This is a genomic window from Legionella sp. PC997 (genome assembly GCF_014109825.1).
Lineage (GTDB): Bacteria > Pseudomonadota > Gammaproteobacteria > Legionellales > Legionellaceae > Legionella.
This window is the reverse complement of record NZ_CP059576.1, coordinates 1,420,433-1,443,678: the sequence shown is the minus strand read 5'-3', so window position 1 is coordinate 1,443,678 and position 23,246 is coordinate 1,420,433. Positions and strand designations below refer to the sequence as shown.

Sequence of the window (23,246 nt, the reverse complement as noted above, 5' to 3'; positions counted from 1 at the left end):
CCTTTACTTTAAATAATTGGAGCCCTATTAGGGCATCATGAAAATTGAGCTTTATAATATCATAAGAAATATTTAATATGCATTAATCTGGAGCTGAGGGTAGCTATCCTCCTTCACCTATCTCAGCAGGGTTAGGTAAAATCTCTACAACATGCGCAAGCCATTTTTTATTATCAGCCCTAAGAATACTGTTGGTGCGTCCATAGATGAAATCATTAAATTTGCAATTAATTAGTGAGGCTAATGCACGGTCACATCTAACCTTATAATACGTTCGATCTTGTGTGACTATTTCCAGATGATACTTGAGGAGCAATTTACCAAAAGGAGTATTCGTATGGAGTATTTCTTCTATCATATTTTTGGGCAGCTCATTAAAGTTCATCGTAATAAATGCTAACTCAACTACAATCACTTCTTTTTTTGTTTGGGCTAACTCAGGTTGATTTCTCTCTTTCTTGCTATCAATAAACATAACTATAGTACGTTGAAAAGTATTTTTTTCTGGCCTCTGGGCTGCAAAAATTGTTTTTATAATGGCACTACGTGCATAATATTTTTCTATGCTTTTAGTCATTAGGGGCTGAGTCAATAATTCATTATAGGGACTTGGCAATTGAGAAGCTGCAACTTTTGTCCCTATTTTATTGATTTCTGAAAGTTGATTTATCTGCAGTTGAATCTCTTTCGATTCAGGAGTTCCATTGACCGCAAGGGCTTTAACAAAAAGAAGCATTCCTAGGAAAGGAAAGAACAGGAAAAATTTCATTATAGCCTTTATTAAAAATCTCATTTGTACTCAGTCTTTGTTAGTTCTTCCTTAGACACTACACCAGGTCTAATTTCATCTACCACTGAACTACCCTCAAGATTGGAGAAAACAGATAGGCTTGGAGTGCTGTAAACAATTTCTGTATAAGAAAAACCAGTAACCTCTTGCTGATTATAGCTTCCTGATACGTCGCAATATCCTTCCCAGTAACCATGTTTTTCCTGCTCGGGAAAAGCGGCAACATTCGTAAAGGATAGTCCAATGCTGGGTATATTAATTCTGTATGTAGTGGGATAAAGAATTGATAATAAGGGGTCAAACCAATAATCTTCGCGAAACACTTCCATATCTTGGTAAGAAATAAATCGCTTTTCGCCAGAAGGCAAAATTACGTTTGCTAGCCCGCCAATTACCTTGTTATCATTAAAATTGAAGATAAGGAAGATATTGGCGTCAATACCATTATTCAGGCGCACTCCAAACCACTCCCACCCATTTGAGTCAAGGTTAAAGTCGCCCCATTGATGGTCCATCCAGGCATCACCTGGATTTAGATTGATTTGATACGTCTTATCATTGAGTTTAACCGTCCCCGTTGTTTTGAAATGAGGTATGGAATAATAATATGAATTGGTATTATCAGCCATTGGCATCAGTCCATTTTCATTGATCAAGAAAAAAGATCCTTTTGGCTCCATAATTAAATTGAATTTTAAGGCAGTGTTATTTTGATGAGCTTCTGCGTTCAACAAATAAACTTCTTTCTCTTTTTCACCCTTTTTTTGTAAACTGTAGTCATTTTTTACAATAATATTTAATTTTTCAGTATCAAATTTACCTTCATTAACAAAATAATCTTTACCTACTCCATAGGCTATTTTATTGTCCAAATCAGCAAGTTGCATGTGGAGCATGGGTTGTGTATAGACACGTCCTTTTACATTTATAGCGGCATTAAATAAAGCAACATCAAAACTTAAATGCCTTCCCTCATCAGTAACCAACTTGCCATTGAAGTACCACCATTCAATCATGTGTGTAAATGAGTAGGGTATTTTTTGATGGTGTGCTGCCTCGTCTCGAGGAAAGTCTAAAGGAAAATAAGGTAAGTTGGCGTGAGCCATTGAAGTAAAGAGTGCTATTAACATCCATTGCATACGCATTATTATTTAGTTCCTTTTTAAATTTCAGAAGCGCATTTTAGGTGCGATGATATAAGATGTTGGTGTGGATTATCAATGCTGGACATTCTAGAGGGGGGTTAAAAAACACCTATTTAGATAAGGGACTCCGCAACTTTGGCTGCGGAGTCCGAGTGCTACATTGAAAAGTAGTTATAACCCCAACTTTCGTTATTTTCTTCCTCGCTACTTTCTTCTTCTTTTTGACTTTGTTCTTCGCTTGCTTTTATTGGTCCTTCTTCCGGCTTTTGCTCAGTTTGTGAACCAACTTGTTCTTCCAAGTTCTTTTCTTCATCTAAATCTAGAGCCGTCAATAATGTAGCGAGAGCTATCATACGCATTAATTCAGGAGAGCCATTTAAGGTCATGAAAATTAGAGTGTTTTCATCAATGGCATCTATAAGGTGTAAATGCCCATGTTGACAGACAAAGACTTGAGGGGCTCGTGGAGCAAAACCAAAGAGCGTATTGGCATTTCTTCTTTCTGCATGATTTTGTGGGGCTGGTGATTCTTCAGTCGGCTCGGTGGTAGGTTGCGAACTCTCTTCAGAAGTTTGTTCATTACCTTCATCTTCGCTTAGTTCGGAGTTCTCTTCATCGCTTTCTTCAAAACTACTTTCCTCAAAACTACTTTCCTCAAAACTGCTTTCATCAAAGCTACTATCCTGGGAACTGTATAAATTTTTTGCTTCTTCAGTTTTTCTTTCAGCATTAGGTGAGGCAGGTGGTGTATGAGGCATGTCATGGCTCCTTTAGAATTAATAATTATATCCGATTAAAAATACCTCTGAAAAGACCACGCATTATAACGGTCATGTCTTTTCAGGAAAAAGTTTACAGTTAATTTACAAATTTTGGTAGAGCAAATGTACAAATTTAATTATCATCAGATATTCATTCTCTAGAAAAATTCTTAAAAACCGTACATAACCCAATGATTTAAAATAAATTTATGTGAATTCGTGCAGTTAATTTTGACTCCACGATCAATTTGGGCTTACATTGTTAGAATAACTCTAAGCTAAATACATAACGATGCTCTAGGGCTTTAGTTTGACCCTACCCATAAATTTATTGCATCATCTCAATATGAATATATTTTTAAGCATGCCTAAATCCAAACAGACTAATGAGAACCTTACATGAATGCATACCAACAGTTAGAACATCATTTTAAAAAGTATTATGATTTTGAAAATCTAGCCGCAATTGTCTCCTGGGATGAAGCATCCATGATGCCACCTGGTGGGGGAAAAGCCCGAGCAGAGGCTTTAGCTACATTAAGTGCTGTACAGCATGATTGGTTAACTGATAAAAAAGTTGGTGACTTGATAAAACACGCAAAAGAGATTGAGAGTTTATCATTATGGCAACAAAAGAATCTTTATTGGATGGAGAAAGAATACCTACAGGCGACCTGTATTCCCGTGCATCTAGTCGAAGAATTTACTAATGAATCTTTAATTTGTGGTCAAGCATGGCGAGAATTACGCGCAAAAAATGATTGGAAATCGTTTAAACCCTACCTGGAAAAATTATTTCAAAAAGTAAAAACAATTGCTGAAATTAAATCCCAAACATTTAATAAGCCAGTGTTGGATGTATTAATTGATGAATATTCTCCAGATTTGGATTGTAATACAATTACTCCGATTTTTAATTCATTAAAACAAGAACTGGCTCAACTTATTCCCAGTATTATTGAAAATCAAAAGAATAGGCAAATTAAAACACTTACAGGAACTTTTTCGGTAGAAAAACAAAAGCAACTGGGAATGGAAATAATGGCTCGTCTAGGATTTGATTTTAATCATGGGCGACTGGATGTAAGCCATCATCCATTCTGTGGAGGAATATCTAGTGATGTTCGTATCACAACACGTTATAACGATCACGAGTTTTTATCGTCCTTAATGGCAATTACCCATGAGACGGGTCATGCTCTTTATGAACAAGGATTATCAAAAGAATGGAGTACACAACCTGTGGGTCATTCTTTAGGAATGGCTATGCACGAAAGTCAATCCTTGTTTATTGAAATGCAAATTTGCAGAAGCCTGGAATACCTCCGTTTTCTTGAACCCATAGCACAAAAATATTTCAAAGATGTAGAGCATATCACTGCAGAAAACCTTTTTTTTCAATACACGAAAGTACAACCGAGCCCAATCCGGGTTGATGCGGATGAAGTAACGTATCCTTTACATGTAATACTACGTTATGAAATAGAACAACTATTATTTTCTTCCGAGATTACTGTTGCTGATTTGCCGGAAGTATGGGATACCTCTATGCAAAGGTATTTAGGCTTATCCACCAAAGGCGATGATAAAAATGGCGTGATGCAGGATGTTCATTGGCCATCCGGAATTTTTGGATACTTTCCTGCTTATACATTTGGAGCATTAATTGCTGCTCAATTGTTTTCAGCCGTAAAGAAATCCATTCCGGATCTGAAAGATCAATTACAGCAAGGTAATTTCAAATCATTGTTAGCTTGGCTGAGGGAACATATACATCAGAAAGGAAGGTTATTAACCTTTCCAGAACTATTGCGTCAAGCAACAGGTGAAACATTAAATCCTGATTATTATTTTGCACATATTAAAGAACGATATTTATAAATCCTAAATGGGATTAAAATCATGAATAAACGCAAGATTCAAAATAGTGCCGTTATTGCTGCAGCTTTAAGTGCTTCGCTCGTGGCTTTATATACCAATACTGATTGGTTGTCTGAAAAAACCCAGACAGAGGAGCTTGAGCGATGTTATGGCGTAGTACGTGCGAGTAAAAATGATTGTGCGACATCGAAACACTCCTGTGCCGCGCAAGCAACGAAGGATGGAGATCCAGAGGAATACATCATGTTACCTAAAGGATTATGTGAGCGCATCGTAGGAGAAAAGAGTGCTTAGTTATAATCAATTACCGCAGCGCATTAGAGATGATATGAAGGCCCAACAGTACCGAAGCGAATTACTGGTTGGCGGGGTGCAATTAGGGGTTATATTTTTGTTGATGATCATAGACTATTTAACTCCTATAGGTTATACCCCTCATGCTCCAGTGCATTCTACCTCTTTGGGCTTATCATTATTTACTATTCTAATATTAACGCGGTTATGGTTTGCTTATACAAATCAGTTAACCCCTAAAGTACTTGGATTATTCGTCATCACCGAAATGTTCTTATTGCTGTTTATTATCTGGACTTATTACCTACAATATGAAACCTCAGCAACCATTAATTTAAAAAATACCCACATCAATTATGTTTATATCCTGATAGCTCTTCGCGCGTTGCGTTTTGAACCAGAATGGGTATTACTTTCAGGATTTACCGCAGTTATAGGGTGGACTGTTATTGTTTGGCAAACCTTATCCAGCACCGGAATGAGTGTTATTACCTGGGACTATATAACTTATGCTTCCACCCAGAGTGTTTATTTAGGCGCAGTATTCGATATACTTTTATCTATTTTCTTAGTTACAGTGATCTTGGCATTAGTACTCCAACGCGCCCAAAAGACACTGTTCCAAGCAGTAGCGCAAACCAGTGCCGCAAAAGATCTCGCCCGTTTTTTTGACTTAAGCGTTGCCGAAAAAATCATCCACTCTGATTCGATCTTGCAAGCAGGTTATGGAGAAACACGTCATGCAGCAATTTTATTTACCGACATGCGCGGCTTTACCAAAGCATCTAAAACTCTGTCACCAAGTGACTTGATCCAATTACTAGGAGAGTATCAACGTTTGCTCGTGCCAATCATTCAAAAACATAATGGCACGATTGATAAGTTTATGGGAGATGGCATCATGGCGAGTTTTGGTGCGGTCACCCCTTCAAATACTTATGCAGCAGATGCCTTAAGAGCGGTAGATGAGATTCTTGCAAAGCTGTTAGTATGGAATGAAGTACGTAAGAAAAATGGAGATTTTGTGCTTGATGTGGGTATGGGACTGGCAGTGGGGGAAATCGTTTTTGGAGTTATTGGTAATGCAGACCGACTTGAATATACAGTGATCGGAGAAACTGCGAATTTAGCCGCAAAATTAGAGAAGCACAATAAAGTGGAACATTCAAAAGCATTAACTACTGCATCTACACTAACAGAAGCGCTAAAACAAAACTATGAAAGTGAAGCTCCAAAAATAGAACGAAAATCCCGGAGTGTTGCAGGAGTTGACGATCCTATGGATTTGGTGGTTTTAGCTGAGTAACCAAACAAATTGGATACTTCAACTCAAGCATTTCCACAATAAACGATTTTTTAATATAAATTCTAAGCCTGCAACCAAATCAAAATCAGGATTGAATGTGGTTATATGGTCATAAGCATGCATCAAAGGTGTACGATTTTTGAGGCATGCGAGCCAATCGAATAGATCTTTAGAAATCCAATGAGTCATTACTTGGCTTTTTTGACGAGCAATCACTGCATAAGAAGGAATGTGACGTAGATCAATTTTTTTTCCATCTGGCCACTCAATGAACTCGATAATTTCTTTTAATGAATACAGTGATGAAAATAAATGCACCGAAGGATTAAAAACCAAACGTAAATCCCCTGAACCTTCCAACTTTTTTTGTAATTTCCCGGGTTTAAGGCTTTTAAAATCTAAGGCACGGTAACTTTTATGTATCAACCATTCTAATTCTGCTATATCTTTCAAATAAACAAGATGTTGAATTGAATTAATTTCTTGTAAAAATCCTGGAAAATTCGCCCCCCAATCATCAAGACAATTTGTTACAGGTAAATTCATTTCTTTTTGGCAAAACATACGGGCAATTTGATGGGCACACTCCTCTCCTATCAGCTTCCAAATAAAGGGATAGGTAATTTCTAGCGCACGACATAAATTCAGCATAATATTGTTTCGATAGATGCTGAGTCTAAACTCAGGATCTAATTGATTTTTGGAGATATGTTCTATCAGTTCATTATCATTTTGGTAATACACTGCTTGGGTAAAATCCTCCTGGATCTGCTTTATTGTTGCTATATTTAACTGACTTTCTTGCTTCATTCAGTAAAACCTCCAAATCAGGTAGATCCGCATCCCATTCAATCAACGTGGGGACATGACCCATGCGGTTTACAGCATATTGATATAATCCCCACACCTCCTCACATACAGGTCGATCATGGGTATCTAAAAGCAAACTATTTTTTTCATCAAACACCTGAACTGAATGTCCAGCCAAATGAATTTCTTGTACTTTTCCCGAAGGAATAGATTGGATGTATTGATATGGATCCCAATCATGATTAACACACGACACAAAAATATTATTCACATCCAATAAAATTTGAGCCCCAGTGCGTTTTACTAACTCCGCTAAAAATTCAGCCTCTGAATAAGTTGAACTTCGATACTCCAAATAAGAAGTTGGATTTTCAATAAGCAAGGTTCTTTGTAAATAGTTTTGCGCTTCATCAATATGATTCGCAATCATTACTAAACTTTCTTCAGTATAAGGAATAGGTAATAAATCAGGAAGATAAGCTCGCCCGTTATTACTCCAAGATAAATGATCTGAAACTAGAACTGGCTCAAAACGCTTAATCAATGTTTTAATTCGTTTTAAATGATTCTTGCTTAGTCCCCAGGCAGAACCTAAAGATAAGCCTACCCCATGAAAACTTATAGGATAGATCTCCCCTATTGAAAATAAAATATCTAATAATGGGCCTCCGTCACTCATAAAGTGTTCTGTATGCACTTCTACCCAATCAATTTCAGGCTTTTTCCTGATGATTTGCGTATAATGTGGAGGTCTTAAACCGATACCTATTTTATCACCACTAATTAACATTATTTTTTAAATTAGAATGTTTATTTAATTGAGAGAATAATTAATTAAACTTTTTATTTCTAGCTTCCCCTTTTAAGTTTTGTGGAATAAATAGTTTGGTTAAGACACTTATCCACCTAAGTTTTCGCTTTGCGTGGGAGAAAAGAATCTCAAATTGAATAATTCTTGGAGTCATTCACCAATTTTATAAATTGCTGCAACGCACAAGTAGTTCCACCACAAGCAGGAATTGCAACTGGATTACCGTTATAAGTGATTTTTACAAGGTAATAATTTGCATCATGTTCATAAAGTGAGAAATTAAGATTTGAAGCATACGGCGGTGCGGTTTGCAAAGGAGATCCCAAAAAACTTAATGCACTTGCAATAGTCGTATCGTGTGCAGATAACAAAACGTATTTAAGCTTGGATTTTTTCTGGCTACCACTATTAAGAAAATTGGCAATATTTGTCATGAGTTTTAAACTGTAAGCAGCTGCTACTGCTTGAGGTTTTTCTTGTGCCATAAAAGCCCAGTTACTGGCATTAATGATTGTTTCTATATCTTGACTACTCAAACCAACGGGCATCGGTGCATTATGGAGTTGATGAATGTATAAAGCATCGCCTAATAATTCAAGATTAGCCAGATTTTTAATTTGAACCCCTGTCAGAGCACTCCAAAGGGGATATTTATCTTTGAGCTCATTATTTTTTTGTTGCCATTCTCTCGTAGAGTACACATATTGTTCCATTAATTTTGCTCGTTCCACGGCACTTACTTGCTGGATGATCACTTCATCATATTTAGAGGGAGCACTAAAAACAGGAATGGGTTGAAATGCATAAGGCAAAGCTGGAAGAGAAGATTCCGTTGTATTTGGTCCTGTCCCTGGCGGGTACAATCCCATTAATAATGACTGTGCGCTCATCAATGTTCGTTCATAATCAGTAGAGCGCACATACATTGTTCCATGCTCGTAGCACTCAGGCAGTAGATGGTTTTGCTCAATATATTTTTTACGGAACTGGATACCCATTTTATATTCTTGTTGCATGCCTTCTGCTGTAAGCTGCCCCGGACCCTCTTGCCATTGATAATTTACAACTGAAAGTGGGACAATCGGAGTCCTATCCCCATGCCGAATGATGTCCACTGCAAAAATTAGGGTATCATCTGCAAATAATAACGATGGTAGACTCAGTAGTAAGGCAACGCTTAAACAAAATTTGTAGCCCATTTCATACTCCTTGTTAAGAATATATTTATGTCAAATGGAGGTTTTTTACGTATCACCGGTTTTAGCTCTGCACTATGATGAGTATGCAGGCAAAAAGTCAAGATTTTATTTTCGAGCTCCATTTATCCTTCAGCTGTCATGTTAAAAATCCGTAGAAACAAGTAGGTTTATTTTTTCCCTGGAAAAATTCCCACATCAATGTAATATAATTTGGCTGTTCAGATCACACATCGATAAATGCCAGGAGTTAAAGTGAACGGATTGAAATATTTTTTTTTATTGATAGGTCTCTGGCTTATAGATGTAACTGCTTCCAGCGCGAACGCTTCATCATCCAGCACGCTTCATATCACTACTCCGAATAAATCACTTACCCTGACTCGAACTGAATTGCTATCCCATCCAAATCTAACCCAAGTAACAATTAATAATGACCGCGCTTATCCTGATAAAGTCATGCACCATAAAGCCATCCCTTTATGCAAGTTGCTTGCTCCCTTTCACATAAAAAAACAAGATATCATTGAATTCATAGCGAAAGATAATTTCCATGTCTATGTGCCTGCAGGTAAAGTTATGGACTGTAGTAAAAATGCATCCATAGCAATGTTGGCCATAGAACCCTCATCAAACTGGTCAATAATTGAAAATCACACCGGGCTTACAGCAGGACCTTATGAGATAATTTGGCTTTATCCAGAGCGTTCGTATATATCTCCAGAATTTTGGGCATGGAGTGTTGTTGCGATAAAAATTACTCGAGAACTTAATTACCACCATGTGCTCTCCCCTCCCAAAACAAAAAATACATCGATTGCTAATGGGTACAAAATTTTTATTAGTCATTGTGAGGGGTGTCATACCATAAATCATATCGGAAAAAGCGATATCGGTCCGGACTTGAATTGTCCTAAAAATCCTTTGAATTATTATCCTAACATGACTCAATTGAAAAAATTTATTCGGGATCCCAAATCAGTGCGTTCTCTTCCACAGGGCCGAATGACTGGTTCTGATAGACAATCTCTATCCGATAAAGACTTGAATGATTTAATTAAATTTTTCGCTTATATGAAGACCCAAAAACAATGTTAACCCTTCAAAAAAATGCTGGCATTCAGTGACTGCATTGACAACCCTTTTCTATCATCCTAGAGTTTAACTATATAAAATACGGATATACAACATGAAGCTTATTAAGCAACTTGTTTATATAATCCTATTAGCAAGTTCTTTCTTTGCTTATAGTAGCCCGCTTACTGTTGGAGTTTTGAAATTTGCACCACCTTTTTCATCGACCGACATTGACAATCATTATTTTGGTTTTAGCGTCGACCTTATGGATGAAATATGCAAACGCATTGCTACGACCTGTATCTACAAACCCACAGATTTGGATTCCCAATTTAGAGATCTGAATACAGGGTTTATTGACATAACTTTTTTACCCAGCCCTCTTCCTTCAACTGAACCAACAAATTATGTTTTCAGTCTGCCTTATATAACAAGTAATGGACAATTTATGTCATTAAAAAATTCGAATATCAATTCAATCAACGATATTAAGAACAAAAAAATTGGCGCACTGCAAGCAACATTCATCCAATATAATGTATTACCTAATTATACTTCGAAACAAAATATTAAAGCATATTCTAAAATCACCTCATTAATAGAAGCCCTCAACAATCATGAAATTGATGCCGCATTAGTCAATGAAAATGTTGCTAAATATCTGTTGAATAATACCCTGCAAGGTTTCCAACTCGTGGGAAAACCCATTGTGATAGGAAACGGGTATGGAATCATCGCATTGAGAAAAAATGCTCCTATAATTGATAAAATTAATAAAGCCTTATTAGAAATAGAAACCGATGGCACTTATTTAACCATTTATAATAAGTACTTTGGTGATTAGCCTTATATCTCTCTTTCGATGACTGATATTTCTATTCTAAATACCAAAATATACGTGGAATAAGCGTGTCTTGTGGAATGATCTTTTAACTCTTTGAAAAAATATCTAATTTTATTGATCTGGGATTATTAATCAACTTAAGATAAACACTAAAATGAATATCCGAAAATGGATTTGAAGATGCAAATATTAAAAACTACTTTGCCTCAGCTTTGTATCGGTGTGATTGCTATACTATTCCTTACACTTAGCCATGCTAGTAAACCTGTATGGACTTTTACACCAGATCCCAATTATCCCCCCAAAATTTATATAACCCCGATAGGATCCGCGACAATTAAATATACAATAACCAATCAATCCCGTAAAACCCACACTTTATCTATGAAACGTATTGAGGGGATTACCCAGGTTACTTCAACGGGAAATTGCCCAAATCCATTTAAATTAAATTATCATCAATCCTGTACACTTAATTTGTTGGTGAATGGAAGTAAACTATCAGGCAATATTAAGGGTGGTCCTATTGTTTGTGAACAAGGAAATGGACTGGAGTGTTATCGACCTGCTTCAGCTAACATTTTAAATATTACGCAAATTCCTGTAACAAAATATGTAATTACGCCAACAGCGGGTGCACAGGGAACAATTAAACCTAATAAGCCCCAAACTATCATCGCGGGTAGTAATTTGACTTTTACGGCAACGCCAAATGCAGGTTACCAAGTTGATCAATGGTTACTGGACGGAGGTACGGCGCAAAAAGGTGGATCCACATTCACGCTATTTAATATTGATAGCAATCATACAGTGGAGGTTACATTCACAAGAGCTGGTATAGTTTATGCAGGGACTGCTAGCGGTACGGTTTATTTTTCTATTAATAATGGTTTGACTTGGACTCCTACGCCCAAAATACCCTCCTCGAATAATTCAGTGAATGGGATATTCGTAACCCCCACTACCTTATACGTAGGAAGTGGAGATGGTAAAGTGTACTACTCGACTAACAACGGTACTTTTTGGAGCGCTACCACCGCCCCTGGCACTTCAGCTGTAAATAGTGTTTCGGTTACAAAAACAGCAAACATTTATGTTGGAACACAAGAGGGGAAAGTTTACTACTCAAATGACAAAGGAATTACTTGGGTATCTACCCCAACCAATCCAGGTACAGGAGCGCTCAATAGTATCTTTTTAACTCCCTCTACTATTTATGCAGGAAGCGATGATGGAAATGTTTATTATACACTAAATAATGGAACTACTTGGAATAAAATCAACGGTCCACAACCAAGTATCCCTGTTCCTATCCAAAATGTTTTTGCTACCAAGAGCCAACTTTATGTTAATACCCGTCAAACCTCATCGAATAGTACCTTACCCCCTGGTACTATCAATTTTGAATATGCCTATTTTACTAATAGCTTAACTAATTCAAATCCGATATGGACTTTTTTATCCCAGATAACATACACCCTGTTCGTGAATGCAGATGCAACTGTAATCCATGCAGGAACTCAAAATGGTCATGTATTTTCTTTAACCACTGGCGATGATTTGGGATTTATCACATATAGCCCGATTACTAGTCTATTTTTTTTCGGATAACATAGGGAGATAATTCATGTTGAAACTTAAAAAAGTAGTATTTCTTTTATTGTCATGTGGTTTTGTGGCAACCACTCCCTATGCAAATCCAGCAACTGGCTTAACGAGCATACCCAGCCCAGGACTAAATTTACTAAATCAGGCTACTCTGATTCGCACTCTGGATTCTAATATACATATTTCATTTATAGTGAGATTAAAAATACGAAATGAAACAGAATTAGACAAGCTTGTGCAAGATATTTATGACCCCAATAGTACCCGATACCATCAGTTTTTAACTTATACTCTTTATGAACAAGAATTTGCGCCAAATAAAGAAGCAGAAGAAGTAATACAACAATTTTTTTCATCTCAAGGAATGCAAGCAAGCATTGTTAATCATAGTATTCATATCACCGGTTCAGTAGCGCAAATTACGCAAGCGCTTCACGTGCAAATGAACTCTTATCAGTATCAAAATAAAATCGTTTATGCTAATGCAAACAAGCCCAAAGTAAATGCAGAGATTGCGCAATATATCGCCGAAATTACGGGACTTAGTACCATTCCTGAATTTCATTCGAATATAGAAAGTATCAAGAACAATACGGATGAAGTCCATGATTTAAATTTTATTTGGAATACTTTTACTCCATTTGCAATTCCCACAGATATTTCATTACAAGGTTTTACAGGTGAACAATTGCAAAAGAGTTATAACCTGAAGAACATTCCTCGTATTAATGGAAAACAACTCGATGGGACAGGCCAGACTCTGGTCATTGTTGATTCTTGCGGCACGAACAGGCCAGATCAGATTTTAAGAGATGCAAATCAATATTTTAAAGCAAACAAAATAAAACCTTTTGTGACTACAGGGTCATTAAAGAATTTTGCGATAATTAATCCTGATGGCACCCCCTTTACACATTGCCCTAATGCAACCTCTTCGAGCCATGAAATCTTCCTGGATATTGAATCATCCCATACAATAGCACCTGGGAATAATACAGTTTTGGTATTAGGTAAAGATCAAAAGACCCTACTAATCGAGGTAATCCACAATCTGATTAAGAATAAAAATAACATTGCAGGTTTTCCTAATGCGTATGTGATTTCTAATAGTTGGGGTGCTGAAGAAACGTTAGATACTTCGCTCGAACAAACATTGAAATTAGCTGCTGCCGCAGGGCTCAGTGTGAATTTTTCTTCCGGAGATTGTGGAGATTTTACCTACAGCACCCAAAAAAAATGTACTGGAACTTGGCCTTCTCCTCCGAAAGTTAATTATCCCGCCAGTTCTGCTTATGCCACTGCAGTTGGAGCGACAGCCTTATTTGTAGATAAAAAATACAATTATGCATTTGAAACCGTATGGGGCTCAGTGAAAGCATCCAAAGGGAGCTATGTGTATGATGGGGGAACTGGTGGAGGCATTAGCAAATTTTATGGTCCAGTTAAATGGCAGAACTCCATTAGAAATTTCACAGCAGGTGGTTATGGAGTTATTAGTAGCTTTGGAAATCGCCGCGCATTACCTGATATTGCAATGCTTGGAGATCCACAAACCGGACTACTGATTATTGCCGATGGAGCACAAATTCAGGACGGAGGCACCAGCTTGGCATGTCCGTTATTTTCCGCCACTTTAATTTTAGTAAATCAAGCTCGTAGTTTACTCAATAAAAAAACACCAATAGGTCAGGCAGCACCTTATTTGTATCAAATGAATCATGTTTTACTCGCCAATAGAGCAATCAATCTTATTATTCCTCCAGCTCTTATTATTAGTGGTGCCACACCACCACCATCTACATCGATTCATGATACCCCTCCTCCAGCTTCAGCTTTTACTATTAAAAACAAAACTTTTGGATGGGATTCCTCACTTACCCTAGAACCGGAAGATCAATTTTGGAATGATGCAGTGGGTATAGGTTCACCTAATATTCCGAATTTTGTTTCAACCATGGCTAAAATGTAGATGATAGAAGTAGGCGCAAAATTTGCAGGCAAAATGAAGTGGACCCAGGTTAAGTGAGTTTAAGGGCTTTCTGGGTCCTCTACTACGTGATCAGTTATTTGATGTATTTAATAGGCAGAGTGATTTTAAATTCACTTCCTTTTCCTAAAACACTCTTTATTGAAATGGTTCCGTGATGTTCGTGAATAATACTATAAGAAATAGACAAACCTAAACCAGTCCCTTTTCCAACGGGTTTGGTGGTAAAAAAGGGCTCAAAAATCTTAGCCATTGTCTCTTTAGTCATACCTACACCTGTATCACGGATACTAATTAAAATATGATTCTTTTTCTTAGAGGTTGTAATAGTAATTTCTCCCTGTTCAGGAATTGCATGTGCTGCATTGGTGAGAATATTCATAAATACTTGATTGATTTTTCCCGGAAAACATTCGATCTCAGGAATATCCCCATAGTTTTTATTAATGATAATTCGATCACGAAATTGATTGTGTAATAAAGTTAAGGTGGAATCGATATTCTCATGGATATTGGTTTTTTTCAGATCCCCCTCATCAAGCCGCGAAAAAGTACGTAAATCTTTTACAATACTCGCGGTGCGTCTTGCACCCTCTTCAATACCATCAAGTAAATTATGCGTTTCTTGGAGCGTAAGAGCCAAGTCTATTTCTTTGCTGTATTTTGTAATTTCGAGCAGTTTTTCTTTTATTGGTATTTCAGGGTTAATTTCCTCGTACTTATTTAACAGCTTCATAATATCGTCAATATCATTTTTTAATGGGCCAATATTGGCAGAGATAAAATTAACTGGATTGTTAATTTCATGCGCGATTCCTGCGGTTAATACTCCTAAAGAAGACATTTTTTCTGCTTGAATTAATTGAGTCTCAGCCTGTTTTAACGTTTCTAATGTCTTATTGAGTTGCATATTCTTTTTATTAAGATCCCGTGTACGTTGTTCCACCCGGGATTCGAGCTTGATATTTGCTTGCAGTAATTCTTCTTGCGCTTTTTTTCGTTCGTTAATTACTGCAGACAAGATTAGTGTAGTAAAAAAAATGACTGCAACAAAAGCCTGTAAAAATATTAAACTGGTTGAAATGTTCATGAAATTAAATTCTTGATAACCGTGGATCTCCAGCCAGAGTACCGAAATTGAGATTAAAAATGCAGTAATGACTGCCAATCGAAGACTAAAACGCACGGCTGACCATACACAAAAGGGTAGTAAAATATAAGCTAGAGGATAATGCAGCATATAGATCATGCTAATTGCGCCACATAATAGGGTGATTAAGCAAGTATATTCAAGAAATTGCTTCAAATTGAACGTAGGTTTACTATGATACCAAGTCATAATAAGAGGGGTTATAACGATAATGCCTACCACATCCCCTATCCACCAAATAAACCAATTGTTAATCATAAAATCAGGTTTAATTAAATCAAATAACACGAGCGATGTAATACCTATAGTGCAACTCGTAAGAGATATAAGAAAATCACCTCCGAATGTAAAAATTAAAACATCTCTGACTGTATAGAATGGTGTTTTGGTGCGAGTATAGTGTTGAATAAATTGAGCCCCCCAAATTGCTTGTAGTCCCGCTCCAATTCCAATCAAGGTGGATGCAATCCAATTTTGCCAAGAAATCAGATTACCTAATGTCCCAGTGACTATTATTTCAGAAATAACGATTCCGAAGAAAACATTCTTTCCGCACCACAGCACCATAGCCAATGCGGCACCTGATGGAAGCCAAAGAGGGGTAACTAAGGTATTAGGGACCATCCAAATATTACTTATTACCCCTCCTATGGTATAAAGCAAAACTATAATTAGGTTTTGGTACCAGAATTGCCATGTTTTTAGAGAGTCCCAGTTCATTTTTTCTTTCCAAGTACTCTGTAAAGTTTGACTTTTTCTAGTTTGCCTCGGATTACTTGGGGCCCTAATTCTTCAACCAAAATTTCATTAGCAATAGGTCTATAGGTACTTTCACTAATCAATAAAGTATTAGGTTTATTTTTGGTAAGCTCTTCTATTCGCGATGCTGTATTGACCGTGTCGCCAATAACTGTATATTCCATATGTTCACTAGTGCCTACATTCCCTGCGATTACCTCTCCTGTATTAATGCCAATTCCTATAGCAATTTCTTGGCCAATTGCATCACGGTATTTTTCATTAAATTCACCCAGTGCGTCAATCATTGCTAACCCGGAAAGTACAGCATTTAATTGATTATCAATATGCGAAACAGGTGCACCGAATAAAGCCAATATTCCGTCACCAATTAATTTATTTACGCTGCCATGATGATCGCGAATTTTATGCGTCATTAATTCAAAAAAAGCATTGAGTAGTTCCACAGATTTAACTGGCCCTAATTTATCTGATATAGAAGTAAATTGGCGTATGTCTGCAAACATGGCTGAAACTATACGATATTCACCGCGGATCAGAGATTCTTCTCCCTGAGAATTTAAAATTTCATCGACTATATTTTTAGGCACGTATTTTTGAAATAACTCCATAATTCGTTTTTGATATAATACTTCTTGGTTCAGTTTTTCAACCAAAGACAAACGCTCTTTTTCAAGATTTAACATCTTTAAACCTGTATCGATATTGATCTTTAAATCAACAGGATCCCATGGCTTAGTTATATAACGAAAAACTCGTCCCGTATTGATGGCTTTAATAATTGCTTCAACATCAGTAAAACCCGTTAAAATCATGCGAATTGTATGAGGATACTCAGGAATAATGGACTCTAAAAATTGAACGCCGGTCATTTCGGGCATTCTTTGGTCCGTAATAACAATCTGAATATTATTATGACGCATAATATCCATACCTTCCCGTCCTGAAGTAGCAGTATACACATTAAAATGACGGCGAAATGTCGCGACAAATGCGGTAAGATTATGCGCTTCGTCATCAACATACAGGATATTACATTTTTCATTATCCATAAAAAACTCTTTCGCAACAAATTGAAACCCTATAGATATTTATAGTCCATTGGCTATCACTTTGGCCAGTTTCAATGCTTAGAATAAAAAAGATATTTTTTAATTTTTTTGAACCGTAAACTCGCACTTATTATTGAATTAATTGGTTTTTTTAAGATAAAAATCCATCCAGTCTTTAAATCGTTGTAAACGATCGATTTGAAAATCGGGTCTATCAAGAGAATGATATTGTTCAGGATATATTATTAATTCGGTGGGTATGTTTTGTGATCTTAATGCCTGATATAACTGTTCCGATCCGATGCATGGCATATTAAAATCCAAACTAGCACACATAAACAAAGTAGGTGTTTTAATTTTATTGGCCTTCATTAACGGATAACTCAGTTTCATATAAATTTGAGTGTTTAACCAGGGTTTACCTAACTCTGATTCATAATCTAAAGTATATTGGTCTACGCCATAGTTGCCCAAAATATTGCCGGTCCCTGCTCCACTTACCGCCGCTTTAAAACGGTCAGTGCTGGCAATCACATAATCCGTAAGCATGCCGCCATAGCTCCAGCCTCCCACAGCTAGTTTATGGGGGTCGACAATACCCTTCTCAATTGCATAATCCACTGAAGCAAGAACATCTTTAACATCCAGATTACCCCAATCTGCGTTAATCGCATTAGAAAAATCAAATCCCTTTCCGGAACTACCCCGTGGATTAGGTGCTATGATCGTATAGCCTTGAGCAGCAAGCCACTGCCAGTCAAAATTAAACTCATGACTGAATTGATAAACGGGGCCACCATGTAAATTTAAAAGCGCGGGAAATTGTGTCCCAGGTTTATAATTTGCAGGTTTCAGCAATAAACCATCGATCAACGTGCCATCAGCACTTTTAAACTGGATATTTTCTACAGGGCGAAATATAACCTCATCCAAAAGTTTTTGATTATGGTGAGTCAAGGGTCTTAATGAATTTTCTACTGCATAGAGTTCTGGTGGATGTTGATCATCCGAAGAGACAACTACAATATGTTCCTTCGCTACTGAAAATTCACTATCAACTTGTTCTCCTTGAGTTAATGTTTTGACCTTACCTGTATGCACATCAACCTCACTAAGATGGGTATTTCTGCTTGTTTCAATTAGCGCATAAATTTTTTTACCATCCTCAGACCATTTCGGCTTTGTAAACCATCGGTCAAGAGGGGCAATAATTCGTTCTTGATGACTGGTTAATTTAACAACCGCTAGTTGTGTTGGCGCATAGATAGGTGATTTATTATTAAAGCTTAGGTAGGTAATTTGAGAATTATCCGGGCTCCAGGAGGGAATAGATTCCCAATCGGGATCCATGCCAGCTCCAGGAAAACGAGTTAACTGTATCGCCTTACTTCCAGATTTACTACTTATCACATATACATCTGAGTTATAATTCCTATCCGGTTCCATCCCTCTTTTAGAGACAAATGCAATATAGTCTCCATTGGGTGACCAAGCTGGAGCCCATTCATCATATGGTCCCGGAGTTAATAACTCAATTTGTTTACTTTGAAGTGCGATACGATAAAGATGCGTTCTTTTGTCGCCAAGATAACCTTCAGAGTCTTTTTTAAATAAAAATCGTGTAATGATTATAGGTTTGTTTTTAGAAGATTTTTTTTGAGGATCGCTGGCAATAAAAGCGATGCTTTGAGAGTCCGGTGCCCAAGTAAACTCACTTACCTCGTACTGGTTATTAGTTAATCGGATAATTTGCCCACTTTTTCTACTCAATAATCTAAGACTATCATCACTATCGGATAAAAAAGCAATCCATTGGCCATTAGGGCTCCATTTAGGTAGATAATTACTGGCTGTCTTATTATGAGTCAGTTGTTTGGAGACCTTGGCATCGTAAGATACTAACCAGATATTTCTTATTGCACTTGTTGCATTGACATTTTCTTCTACTGTATAAACTATCCATTTTCCATCTGGCGACATATCGGGCTCAGCGACAGTTTTTATCCGCATATAATCACTTAAAAGTGGCAATCTTTGTGCGGACCACCCCCTTACACTCAACATAAAAGCTAACAGCAATAGGACAAGCTGAAAACAGACATGTACTTTTTTCAAAATAATTTCCTTTTAGATATGCATCTCTTATAGTCAAAAATAACAGAGCCAAAACTTCAACCAGCTGGAGATGCGCCAAAGTATAATATCATCGTTGTTTTTATATTAGTTCAAAATTTCATATGTATCGAAAGCTGGAACAAAAGATCTAAAACTTCGACTTACTAATTTGAATGCTTGTTGTAAGAAACCCTCTCATTATTGAAACTTTATTTGGAATATTTTTATTCCAATTAAATTCAAGAGTAGCAAATAAAAAATATTCAAATAAACTACTCACTTTAAAAGCATTTTTACACGAAAAGAGCTGATATTTTCACTTCCTGCCAATCAATTCAACAAAAGATTTTTATTGACCAAATAGGACAATATGTGAGATAACCCACACGATATAAAAAGCACAATAATGCAAATTAAGGATCATTATTGATGAATTTATATCAATAAATAACAGGATCTGTCTCCGAAAAACCAGAATGAGACAAAATATCAAGGGAGTTTTTTTATGAGAGCATATAGAGAATTACGCCATCTACCAAATTCCATTCCTTTATCAAAAATAAAGGAAGTTCATTCTTACAGCCGACCCGGTTTTCTTTTAGGAATTTTTTCAGGAAATGGATGGCGTCATAAAAGCATGGAAAAAACAATAGACCACTCGACAGATCCTAAGCTATATAATGAGTTAAAGTCACATGCTGCTGAAAATTTAAAAGCATGGGAAAAAGAAAAAGTAGAGCCTCCCCAAAAAGTTGAAGTGGTTTGCCGAGACTTTGGAGATGCCGCTTTGGAAGCAACTAAAAAGCATGGAAGAATATATCCTATTTTGAATATGGCCAATTCTTTGTTTCCGGGAGGAGCTGCTCTAGAAGGTGGGAGTGCTCAAGAAGAAAATATGTGGCATCGTTCATCTTGTGTCCGTTCATTAGGCTCCCGAGGAATTTATTACGATGAAACTCAAAAATGTTTTCTTTATGATGAACACGCGCGCAGACTCCTAACTGCTGAAGAACAAATGAGCCCAGAAGAACTGGAATCCTTAGGTATAAGACGAGGCATAAAAATACCCCAAGCTTATAAAGTCTTTATGAATGATGAGCCACAGATTTGCTTTCGTGGACCGGAAATTTTGGTTCCAACAAGTTCTGATGAACTCACATCAAAAAAACAATTTGTAGCGGACAGTGCATTGAGTTTTACCTTCCTTCCAAAAAACAAAATTTTTCCTTTTTATGAATTGCGGTCAGCCGCTCCTGAGCTTGTTGATAGAACGATTGACTTCAAGAATGAAGATTCTGTAAGAGAATATACCCAAGATCTAAGTCGTCGTATCGGTGCCCAATTAGATACCTTAATTCTCAAAGGAAAAACGGACGCCATTATGGGAGCATGGGGATGCGGAAGTTTTAAAAATAATCCAGAGGTTGTTGCCAAAATCTATTCCGAAGAAATTGAAAAACGAGCACAACATTTTCAACATATTATATTCCCAATTATAGATGCTGAACATAGACCTAACTTCGAGGTGTTTAAAAAACATTTAGATGGTATAAAACTGGGAAACTTTGCAACCAAATCAAATACCAAAACACCCGTAGAGCTTAATCCCTATGGTTTGTATGCTCAAGGAACTAAGAAAGTACAGATACCCTCCAAAGAAGAACTTTCGGATCCATGGAAATGTACTATCTTGTAAGTCAAAATCCAATGTTTCTTATTCCCATAGCGCAGCATTTAAAAAGTTGCGCTATTTCTGAAAAATAATGTCCTCTCTCATTTCACATATTGCTTTCCTAAAAGACTCAGATAGGCCTATATCTTATAAATTTCTCGATTGAACATTAATAAACCTCTTTTCTATTCCACTAAACAAAATTTATCTGCTATGATCCTTTTTCATTCGCAGAGCACATTTAATGACTCTGGTGGCAATTAATTGATCCGTAATAATAGGAGTACTGTGTGCTATCCAAATTAACCCCCATAAATAGATCGATTTTTGTTCAACGCGTATTAAAGTCTTTAACTAAATCAAATTATCCCTTGTTTTCAGACAAACTGGATATCTCGTATGCATCTCTGTCATCAAAGGAAATAAAGGTTGGAGCTGAGCAATTACATAATAGCCTTCCATCCGGAAGTGACTTACTTTTCAGAGGAACAGAAGGTACTAAAGAAGTTTTTGAAGCCATGACGAGTAATTATCTTGGGATGTCTTCCGTTCAGAGAAAAAAATCTTTCAATCATGATATTGTGAGCTATCTCGTTGATAATGACAGTCGATATTTTTTTTCTGCATCGCCCTGCAAATATACAGCACAGCCCTATGCAGCTGGCATATCAATCATTCCATGTCGCGGTTTCATTTGGGTCACTGGACTGCCTAAAGTATATACGCTCCCGCAAAAACATTTATTTTTAAACGAAGAATTATTTGATAGTTATACAAGAAAAAAAATTAAAGAATTGGACAAGCATGAAAAATTTTATCCTATAAAGGAAACCACTGCGAGCAACAATGAAGTAACGATTGTTATTGGTGCTGCTAAAGACGATAATTGGGCATTAAACGTTTCTGAAGACGTAATGAAAGTAATTCAAGTACGAGGTCCTGGTCGCCTCCTAGGAAAATTTATGCCTTCTAATGAGATAGTACACGTCCAAGATATAGAAAATCCAGATTTCAAAAAAAGAGTGTGGTCTCTTGAAGTAGTATTCTCAGATGGAATAATGCTTGAAAACTTTGAACGCATGAATAAAAGAGCTCGAGAATTAGGTTTAATAGGAATGCACGAACGTTTGTTAACCATTCATGATGCGGCAAGCGTAGTAGATTCTGAGGAATTAGAAGAATTAAATTCTCGCTACAGCGTCCCAACTACTCTTAGAGTTGCAAAAGTCCATAAAGATATTCCTTTGGGCCTAAAAGAACCCTTAATTCAATGCATAGCGGCAGAGATTAGAAGTACAAAAGCCTTAGAGGAAACTACACACGTAAGCAGCTCTAATACATTATGAATTATTGCGTAGGCTTGGATTGATATAGGCTCTTCTTAAATGAAGAGCCTTTTTAAAAATTAGTGCACAAGAACATAGCGACCATTTTGTAACATATACTTATGGCCATTGTGATCCACATATTGGGGTTGTGCTTTGTAAACTGTATGTCCAGTTACAACTCCAACGCCAGTACCCACTACCCTGCCTACACCATGACCTACAGCTGCACCCGTATTAGCTATAAAACCTACCCCGGTACCTACCACATTAGCACCATATTTTACTCCAGCGCCTACAGTTTGATTACTGTATTGGGCAGCTTGGTTCATCGTATTACAACCCACTAAACTTAAAGACATGAGTAATGCTGTAGATGTAATTATTGCTTTCATTATTTTCTCCTTGAACCCATAAAAATGACTTCTATATGTATTTATAGTTTATAAATTGAACATTTGTTAGGATTTTTTAGAGAAAATATTTGTTGGGCTCAGGATAAAATAAAGAATTTTAATCATAATCTTTCGAAATTTGTTTAATTTTATAAACAAATCAAAATTGAATTATAGCCATCTGAATTGAAATTTTGCGTCTATTTAATGTAAGAGAAGGGGAGCAAAAGCAACATCTTTTATAGGTAATACATTAAATTCAAGCGAT

General features: G+C 36.7%; 19 protein-coding genes. 9 read left to right on the top strand and 10 right to left on the bottom strand.

Annotation, left to right across the window (positions count from 1 at the left end; genetic code table 11):
- Positions 1-103: 103 nt before the first annotated feature.
- The 3 genes from HBNCFIEN_RS06125 to HBNCFIEN_RS06115 all read right to left on the bottom strand — a co-directional run bounded on the left by HBNCFIEN_RS06125 (position 104) and on the right by HBNCFIEN_RS06115 (position 2,693).
- Positions 104-793, bottom strand: coding sequence for a hypothetical protein (locus HBNCFIEN_RS06125; protein ID WP_182393179.1), 690 nt, complete (start codon positions 791-793; stop codon positions 104-106).
- Positions 790-1,935, bottom strand: a complete 1,146-nt coding sequence (locus HBNCFIEN_RS06120; protein ID WP_255464375.1) for a lipocalin-like domain-containing protein — start codon at positions 1,933-1,935, stop codon at positions 790-792. The genes HBNCFIEN_RS06125 and HBNCFIEN_RS06120 overlap by 4 nt, the downstream gene beginning before the upstream one ends.
- A gap of 155 nt (positions 1,936-2,090) precedes the next feature.
- A complete protein-coding gene (locus HBNCFIEN_RS06115; protein WP_182393178.1) occupies positions 2,091-2,693 on the bottom strand; it encodes a hypothetical protein in 603 nt (200 codons plus the stop codon).
- A gap of 402 nt (positions 2,694-3,095) precedes the next feature.
- Between HBNCFIEN_RS06115 and HBNCFIEN_RS06110 the strand changes: the two genes are divergently transcribed.
- From HBNCFIEN_RS06110 to HBNCFIEN_RS06100, 3 genes are read left to right on the top strand one after another with little or no spacing between them, the layout of a single operon-like run.
- Positions 3,096-4,577, top strand: a complete 1,482-nt coding sequence (locus HBNCFIEN_RS06110) for a carboxypeptidase M32 (protein ID WP_182393177.1) — start codon at positions 3,096-3,098, stop codon at positions 4,575-4,577.
- 21 nt (positions 4,578-4,598) lie between these two features.
- Positions 4,599-4,871 carry a DUF2282 domain-containing protein gene (locus HBNCFIEN_RS06105; protein ID WP_182393176.1) on the top strand — a complete coding sequence of 91 codons (273 nt, stop codon included), beginning with the start codon at positions 4,599-4,601 and terminating at the stop codon, positions 4,869-4,871.
- Positions 4,864-6,177 carry an adenylate/guanylate cyclase domain-containing protein gene (locus HBNCFIEN_RS06100; RefSeq protein ID WP_182393175.1) on the top strand — a complete coding sequence of 438 codons (1,314 nt, stop codon included), beginning with the start codon at positions 4,864-4,866 and terminating at the stop codon, positions 6,175-6,177. The genes HBNCFIEN_RS06105 and HBNCFIEN_RS06100 overlap by 8 nt, the downstream gene beginning before the upstream one ends.
- Positions 6,178-6,195: 18 nt before the next feature.
- Here HBNCFIEN_RS06100 and HBNCFIEN_RS06095 read toward each other — a convergent pair whose 3' ends face one another.
- The 3 genes from HBNCFIEN_RS06095 to HBNCFIEN_RS06085 form a co-directional block, all read right to left on the bottom strand.
- Positions 6,196-6,987: a DNA-binding domain-containing protein gene (locus HBNCFIEN_RS06095; RefSeq protein WP_182393174.1), complete on the bottom strand. Its 792-nt coding sequence runs from the start codon at positions 6,985-6,987 to the stop codon at positions 6,196-6,198.
- Positions 6,905-7,777, bottom strand: a complete 873-nt coding sequence (locus HBNCFIEN_RS06090; protein ID WP_182393173.1) for a DUF692 domain-containing protein — start codon at positions 7,775-7,777, stop codon at positions 6,905-6,907. The genes HBNCFIEN_RS06095 and HBNCFIEN_RS06090 overlap by 83 nt, the downstream gene beginning before the upstream one ends.
- A 149-nt stretch (positions 7,778-7,926) precedes the next feature.
- On the bottom strand, positions 7,927-8,997 hold the full coding sequence (locus HBNCFIEN_RS06085) for a histidine phosphatase family protein (RefSeq protein WP_182393172.1): 1,071 nt from the start codon (positions 8,995-8,997) through the stop codon (positions 7,927-7,929).
- A gap of 252 nt (positions 8,998-9,249) precedes the next feature.
- On the opposite strand from HBNCFIEN_RS06085, the gene HBNCFIEN_RS06080 reads away from it, so the two are divergent.
- The 4 genes from HBNCFIEN_RS06080 (at position 9,250) to HBNCFIEN_RS06065 (ending at position 14,492) form a co-directional block, all read left to right on the top strand.
- Positions 9,250-10,092, top strand: a complete 843-nt coding sequence (locus HBNCFIEN_RS06080) for a cytochrome c family protein (protein ID WP_255464374.1) — start codon at positions 9,250-9,252, stop codon at positions 10,090-10,092.
- A 91-nt stretch (positions 10,093-10,183) separates the two neighbouring features.
- The gene (locus HBNCFIEN_RS06075) at positions 10,184-10,915 is read left to right on the top strand and encodes a transporter substrate-binding domain-containing protein (RefSeq protein WP_182393170.1); all 732 of its coding nucleotides are present in this window, start codon (positions 10,184-10,186) and stop codon (positions 10,913-10,915) included.
- Positions 10,916-11,095: 180 nt separating this feature from the next.
- Positions 11,096-12,526, top strand: coding sequence for a hypothetical protein (locus HBNCFIEN_RS06070; RefSeq protein WP_182393169.1), 1,431 nt, complete (start codon positions 11,096-11,098; stop codon positions 12,524-12,526).
- A 16-nt stretch (positions 12,527-12,542) separates the two neighbouring features.
- Positions 12,543-14,492: a protease pro-enzyme activation domain-containing protein gene (locus HBNCFIEN_RS06065; protein ID WP_182393168.1), complete on the top strand. Its 1,950-nt coding sequence runs from the start codon at positions 12,543-12,545 to the stop codon at positions 14,490-14,492.
- A 94-nt stretch (positions 14,493-14,586) separates the two neighbouring features.
- Here HBNCFIEN_RS06065 and HBNCFIEN_RS06060 read toward each other — a convergent pair whose 3' ends face one another.
- The 3 genes from HBNCFIEN_RS06060 to HBNCFIEN_RS06050 form a co-directional block, all read right to left on the bottom strand.
- Complete coding sequence (locus HBNCFIEN_RS06060; RefSeq protein ID WP_182393167.1) at positions 14,587-16,380, bottom strand: MASE1 domain-containing protein; 1,794 nt, start codon at positions 16,378-16,380, stop codon at positions 14,587-14,589.
- Positions 16,377-17,471 carry an adenylate/guanylate cyclase domain-containing protein gene (locus HBNCFIEN_RS06055; protein WP_182393166.1) on the bottom strand — a complete coding sequence of 365 codons (1,095 nt, stop codon included), beginning with the start codon at positions 17,469-17,471 and terminating at the stop codon, positions 16,377-16,379. Before HBNCFIEN_RS06055 ends, HBNCFIEN_RS06060 begins: the two co-directional genes overlap by 4 nt.
- A 138-nt stretch (positions 17,472-17,609) precedes the next feature.
- Complete coding sequence (locus HBNCFIEN_RS06050) at positions 17,610-19,535, bottom strand: S9 family peptidase (RefSeq protein WP_255464407.1); 1,926 nt, start codon at positions 19,533-19,535, stop codon at positions 17,610-17,612.
- A 556-nt stretch (positions 19,536-20,091) separates the two neighbouring features.
- Here HBNCFIEN_RS06050 and HBNCFIEN_RS06045 point away from each other — a divergent pair.
- Both HBNCFIEN_RS06045 and HBNCFIEN_RS06040 read left to right on the top strand, forming a co-directional pair.
- Entirely contained in the window at positions 20,092-21,282 is a 1,191-nt protein-coding gene (locus HBNCFIEN_RS06045) for a poly(ADP-ribose) glycohydrolase domain-containing protein (protein WP_182393164.1), read from the top strand.
- 266 nt (positions 21,283-21,548) lie between these two features.
- On the top strand, positions 21,549-22,604 hold the full coding sequence (locus tag HBNCFIEN_RS06040; protein WP_255464372.1) for a hypothetical protein: 1,056 nt from the start codon (positions 21,549-21,551) through the stop codon (positions 22,602-22,604).
- A gap of 59 nt (positions 22,605-22,663) precedes the next feature.
- Here HBNCFIEN_RS06040 and HBNCFIEN_RS06035 read toward each other — a convergent pair whose 3' ends face one another.
- Entirely contained in the window at positions 22,664-22,978 is a 315-nt protein-coding gene (locus HBNCFIEN_RS06035) for a hypothetical protein (RefSeq protein ID WP_182393163.1), read from the bottom strand.
- Positions 22,979-23,246 lie beyond the last annotated feature (268 nt).